This is a genomic window from Streptomyces sp. RP5T (genome assembly GCF_003933965.1).
Lineage (GTDB): Bacteria > Actinomycetota > Actinomycetes > Streptomycetales > Streptomycetaceae > Streptomyces.
The window spans coordinates 1-5,689 of record NZ_RSAJ01000533.1; the positions used below are offsets into that span (position 1 = coordinate 1).

A 5,689-nucleotide genomic window follows, 5' to 3' on the forward strand; every position below is an offset into this window, starting at 1 on the left:
CCCATGACCTCACCCCGCCGCCCCCTGCCGCGGGCCAACCACAGGTCGCCCTCACTCCCCCGGCCGGCAGCACGGTCTCGCCGCGTCCAACGGCGGAGTGATCGATTCACCGACGGCCGGGGCCGGGTGCGGATCTCCCATGTCCCAGGAGCCCGCGTTCTGTGCGGGCTCCTGGTCGACCTCGCGCCCGCCCCGGCCGGCATCCTGGTCGAGACCCAGCCTGAAGGGTGGAACAGACAGGTACTTACGCACCGTCTCTCAGCTCCCGCACTGCGTCGATCAGGCTGTCCACCACCTCGGTCACCGGCTTGGACGCGTCGATGATCGTCGCGCCATGGCTCTCGTAGATCGCTCGCATCCGAGGATTCCACTTCAGAGCCGCTGCGAGCTCTTCGGGATGTTGACCGAAAGCGTTGGTGGTACGGGTCGCGAGCCGATGGCGGAGAGTGGCCTCGTCGATCACCAGGCACACGACGAGGTCGAAAAGATCGCGGACGTCTGCCTCGTTCTCCGCTGACCCGCACAAGAACGTGATGCGGAAACGAGACTCCTCGACGAGGTCCTCAACGCGCTCGCGGACGATCGCCCACCCGTGTCGATCGAGCCAGCCCCCGGGAACCGGATACGGAGGATCCGTCACTTCCTCGCCGTTGGCTCGGTCGATCCAGCGGCAGAAGCCGTCCTCGTCGCCGTCGAGCGCGACGTAACCACGTTCTCGCAACACCCCGCAGACCGTGGATTTGCCAGTCCCGGAGTTGCCCGTCACCCACACCAACGTCACACCGCCAGCGTAGACATGCTCCCTCGCAGGAAGTCGCGGTTCGGTGGGCGCCGCTCACCGGCGGATCCAGCGGGCCCTGCCCACCACGGATTGCGGCTGCGGGCCAGGCTGCGAGCTTGCCTGAGATTCGCCAGCCCCGCCCCGCTACGTACGGCGTTTGTCCAGTTCGATGGCCAGGGGTGTGGCCGTGAACATCGAGGAGTACGTCCCCACCGTGCACCCGATGAGCAGGGCGAGGGCGAAGTCGGTCAGGGAGTCGCCGCCGAGCACGGCCAGTGCGGTGAGGATGAACGCGGCGCCCATACCGGTGTTCACGGTGCGGGGCAGGGTCTGGAGGAGAGCCTGGTTGGCGATGCCGGCGAAGGGCTTTCCCTTGGTGCTGCGGGTCAGTTCCCTGATCCGGTCGAAGACGACGACGGAGTCGTTGACCGAGTAGCCGATGACGGTCAGCAGCGCGGCCAGGAAAACGCCGTCGACGGGCTTGCCGAGCCAGGCGAAGACGCCCACGAGGATCACGACGTCGTGTGCGAGGGCGGCGACCGCGGAAGTGCCCAGCAGCCAGCGGAAACGTGCCGTGAGATAGACGAGTTGGGCAGCGAGGGCCACGGCGAGGGCGATGAGGGCGCCCTGGCGCAGTTCCTTGCCGAGGCTGGGTCCGATCGATTCGTCGCGGACCTTCTGCGCTCCGGGTGCCACGTCGGTGACCGTGGCGGTGACTTCCGCCGCTTGGGTGTTGGTCAAGTGGGCGGTGCGTACAGTGAGTTGGCTATCCCCGGAGGTCTGGACGACGGCCCGGGGGAAACCGGCGTCGGCGAGTGCGCTACGCGCCCGGTCGGCGTCGACGGGGGTGGTCGTGCTGTAGGCGATGAGGCGGCCGCCGGTGAACTCGACGCCGAGGTCGAGGCCGCGTACGGCGATACCGGAGGCGGCCAGGACCAGGACGGCGGCCGAGGCGGCAAGCCAGCGGCGCGGCTGGCGCATCAGGTTCGGGCTGGTCCGGCTGAGACGCTCGCGCACGACCCCGGTGTGGGCGATGCCGGTCAGTCGGGGGCGGCGGCGCAGAGCGGGCCGGGCGACGGCAAGGTCGGCCAGAGCCCGGGTGATGACCAGAGCGCTCAGCATGGAGGCCAGCACGCCGATGCCCAGCGTCACGCCGAATCCCCGCACGGGTCCGGAGGCGAGGAAGAACAGCAGTCCGGCGGCGATCAACGTGGTGATGTTGGAGTCGGCCACGGCACTGAAGGCCCCGCGGAATCCGGCGGCAAGAGCCGATCGCGCAGTGGGCCGGTCCCGCACGGCGTACTCCTCCCGGGCACGTTCGAAGACGAGCACGTTGGCGTCGACCGCCATGCCGATGGCCAGCACGAAACCGGCGAGACCGGGCAGGGTGAGAGTGGCGCCGAGGGCCGCGAGAGCCGCGTAGGAGACGAGGCCGTAGCAGAACAGTGCCACGGCGGCGAGGGCACCCAGGATGCGGTAGACGGCGATGATGAACAGTCCGGTCACCGTCGTGCCGAGGACGGCGGCCCAGGCGCTGGCGGTGATGGCTTCGGCGCCCAGGGTGGGGCCGACCGTGCGTTGCTCGACGGTCTCGACCGGCACCGGCAGCGCCCCGCCGTTGATGAGCAGCGCCAGTTCCTTGGCCTCGCTGTCGCCGAAGCTTCCGGTGATCCGGGTGGAGCCGCCGGCGATCCCGGATCCGCAGGCCACGGACGGGTCGACCTGGGGCGAGGAGATGACTTTGTCGTCGAGGACGATGGCGACCCGGCGGGCCGGGTCACCGGCCGCGTGGCAGGCTGCCTCACCGGTCAGGCGGGCCCAGCCCCTCTCCCCCGTCTTCTCGAAGTCGACGGCGACGTGCCAGCCGCCGCCCTGCTGGTCGAAGAGGGCAGCGGCCTTCTCGACGTCCTTGCCGGTCAGTGCGGCCGCCCCCAGACGCAGGTGCCGGCCGGACTCGTCGGGAAGCACCTGCTCCCGGGGCCGTTTGGGCAGCGGGGCGGACAGGTCGTCGGCACCGGACGCGGTGCCGAGAACCTCGTGGAAGGTGAGCTGGGCGGTGCGGCCCAGCACGTCGGCTGCCTTCCTGGGGTCCTGCACGCCGGGCAGTTCGACGACGATCCGGTCGCTGCCGGACCGCGCGATGGTGGGTTCGGCGACGCCGAGCGCGTCGATACGGCCGCGCAGCACCTCCACCGTGCGGTCCGTCGCCTCGCTGTCGCTGTCGTCATCGGGTGCGGTTCCGGTGTCGGTGGTGGGGCGGGTTTCCAGCACGATCTGGGTGCCGCCCCGCAGATCGAGTCCGAGGTGGACGGGCACGGTGAGGGCGACGTACAGGGACAGCGCGACGGCAGCGAGGGCGATCAGCCCTCTGATACGCGCGGATCGGGTCACAACGGGCCTCCGGCAGGCACACCGCGGCCGCCACGGTGGCTGCGGCCGGGAAGAGAAAGGAACAACGAAGTGAAAGGAACGACAGGGAGAGGGGTCAGTCAGATGCCGGAGGCTTCAGGTGGTGCTCGGATTCCGTGGCGGTGTGCCGGGAGGTCCGACACCGGCGGCCCGCCCGTCGCGAGCGGGGGCTGCTCGGGGCCCAGGCCGGTACGCGCGGCCGGCGGGGAATCCTGGACGGAGGCGAAGGGTGCGTGCCGCTCAGCGGCGGCGTCCCCGTGGCTGCGCACCACGACCGCGCCAACGCCCGGATCCACGCCGTCCGCCCGGTGCCCGCTGTCCGCCCCGTCCCCGCTGGCCCCGCTGTTCTGGTGAGGCTCCCCGTGCTGTGCCACCGCCGCGAGCACCGGGCCACCGCCTGCGAGGAAGCGCTCGCCACTGAGGACAGATGAACCGGGCAGGGCAAGGACGACAGTGAGCAGGACGGCCCACACCGCTGCCGTCCGAGACCGTCGTACGCGCACACGGGCGTCCACGGAACCGGCCATCTCCCCTCCCCCCTCCCTCTCCTCTGTCTGTGGCGGCCGGTCCGCTCAGGCCTCGATGAGGCCGGCGCGGATCGCGTAGCGCGTGAGTTCCAGCCGGTCCCGCAGGCCGAGCTTGTGCAGGAGGTTCTCCCGGTGGCGATGGACGGTCTTGATGCTGATGAACAGCATCTCGGCGATCTCCTTGGAGGAGTGCCCCTCGGCCACGAGCTTGAGGACCTCCTCCTCGCGCGCGGTGAGCACCTGCTCGGGCGGCTCCTCGCCGTGGCGGACCCGGTCGAGGTAATTGCGGATCAGCGCCGTGACCGCGCCCGGGTACAGGAACGGTTCGTCCCGCATGGCGGCCCTGCACGCCGCCACCAGGTCGCGGTCGGCCACGGACTTCAGCACGTATCCGCCGGCACCGGCCTTCAACGCCTGGAAGAAGTACTGCTCGTTGTCGTGCATCGTCAGCATCAGCACCCGTACTCCCGGCTTCAGCGCGAGGAGCTCCCGGGTGGCCTGAAGACCGGTCATCCGGGGCATGGCGATGTCCATCACCGCCAGGTCGATGTCGTGGGTACGGACCAGCTCGACGGCCTCCGCGCCGTCCCCGGCCTCGGCGACGACCTCGAGATCCGGCTCCCGGTCGAGGATGAGCCGCACTCCGCGACGTACCAACGCATGATCGTCGGCGAGGAGGATGCGGATCACGGAGGGGTGGGGCGTGGTCATGGCTGCTTCCTGGGGAGGGGCACGGTCAGCCGGAGGGTCGTACCGGCCTGCGGCTGCGAGATGACATCAAGGGTGGCCCCGATCAGCAGGGCCCGCTCACGCATTCCGCGCATCCCGGCCCCTTCCGGGGCGGCTCCGGTGCCGCGGCCGTCGTCGGCCACGGACAGCACCACCGCCTCCTCGGTGTGGTGCAGGCCCACCTCGACCCGGCTCGCCTCGGCATGACGGGCCGCGTTGGTCAGAGCCTCCTGGGCGACGCGGTACAGCACCAGCTCCGTCTGCTGATCCAGCACGGGCAGGCCGGCCTCGAAGCGGCGCACCACACGCAGCCCCACATGGGTGGCGAAGTCGCTGGTCAGCGAGGTCAGGGCGCTGACCAGGCCGAGGTCCTCGAGCACACCGGGCCGCAGCCGTCGTACGAGACGCCGTACTTCGTCCAGGCTTCCCCGGGTGATCTCCTGCGCCTGGCGCAGTTCGCCGCGCAGGGGCTCCTGCGCCTCGTCGGCGGCCCGTTCCAGGGCCAGCAGGATCGCTGTCATGCTCTGGCCCACCTCGTCGTGCAGTTCCTGGGCGATACGACGGCGCTCGGCCTCCTGCGCGAACAGGGCGCGGGCACTGCTGGAGGCCCGCTCGTGCTCAAGGCGTTCGAGCATGGCGTTGAACGTGCGGATCAGTTCGGCGGTCTCACCGCGGCCGCCTTCCGGCAGGCGCTGCCCGGGGCGCAGCAGATCGACGGTGGCCATCAGGCGCGTGAGCCGGTCCAGCGGGGCCAGGCCGATGCGCAGCAGGGCCGCGTTGGCGACGAGCATGACCACCAGGCCGGCCACGAGAATGACCGCCTCGGTCAGCACCACCGGCACGGAGACGGTCACCGGCGCCCACAGCAGCAGCGCGGTGGCGGTTGCCAGCACGAGCGCGTTGAGCGCGAAGATCCGCCAGAACAGGGACATCGGGACGACGCCTTTCCTCATGAGACACGGCTCTGCCTCCACCCTTCGTGAGACATGGCTCTGCCTCTCCTGTCGGCCACCTCGCATCCCGGGCATGAGCTGCGTCGACTGGTCCCCGACCGGCCTGCTGTCCAGGTTGCCCGCCCGATGCCGTGCCGTCGATGGGCTCCAATGCCCATTTCCCTCGGCCGGCCTGCCCACCCGGCGGTGGGTGCCGGGCCGCGCCACAGATGGGTATCGCGCCCGATGGGTTTTGCCCCGCGATGCCGCCACGGTGGAGGCATGACCCGACCCCCACCGCTCCCCCGGGC

Annotated in this window: 5 protein-coding genes; all 5 read right to left on the bottom strand. The window is 70.6% G+C overall.

Annotated features, from left to right (window positions below; genetic code table 11):
* Window positions 1-244: 244 nt before the first annotated feature.
* The 5 genes from EHS43_RS35560 to EHS43_RS35580 all read right to left on the bottom strand — a co-directional run bounded on the left by EHS43_RS35560 (window position 245) and on the right by EHS43_RS35580 (window position 5,378).
* Complete coding sequence (locus tag EHS43_RS35560; protein WP_125194751.1) at window positions 245-781, bottom strand: AAA family ATPase; 537 nt, start codon at window positions 779-781, stop codon at window positions 245-247.
* Between the two features lie 144 nt (window positions 782-925).
* Window positions 926-3,172: a protein translocase subunit SecD gene (gene secD, locus EHS43_RS35565; protein WP_125194752.1), complete on the bottom strand. Its 2,247-nt coding sequence runs from the start codon at window positions 3,170-3,172 to the stop codon at window positions 926-928.
* 98 nt (window positions 3,173-3,270) lie between these two features.
* Complete coding sequence (locus EHS43_RS35570; RefSeq protein WP_125194753.1) at window positions 3,271-3,717, bottom strand: hypothetical protein; 447 nt, start codon at window positions 3,715-3,717, stop codon at window positions 3,271-3,273.
* 45 nt (window positions 3,718-3,762) lie between these two features.
* A complete protein-coding gene (locus EHS43_RS35575; protein ID WP_125194754.1) occupies window positions 3,763-4,428 on the bottom strand; it encodes a response regulator transcription factor in 666 nt (221 codons plus the stop codon).
* The gene (locus tag EHS43_RS35580; protein WP_125194755.1) at window positions 4,425-5,378 is read right to left on the bottom strand and encodes a sensor histidine kinase; all 954 of its coding nucleotides are present in this window, start codon (window positions 5,376-5,378) and stop codon (window positions 4,425-4,427) included. The genes EHS43_RS35575 and EHS43_RS35580 overlap by 4 nt, the downstream gene beginning before the upstream one ends.
* Between the last annotated feature and the right edge of the window lie 311 nt (window positions 5,379-5,689).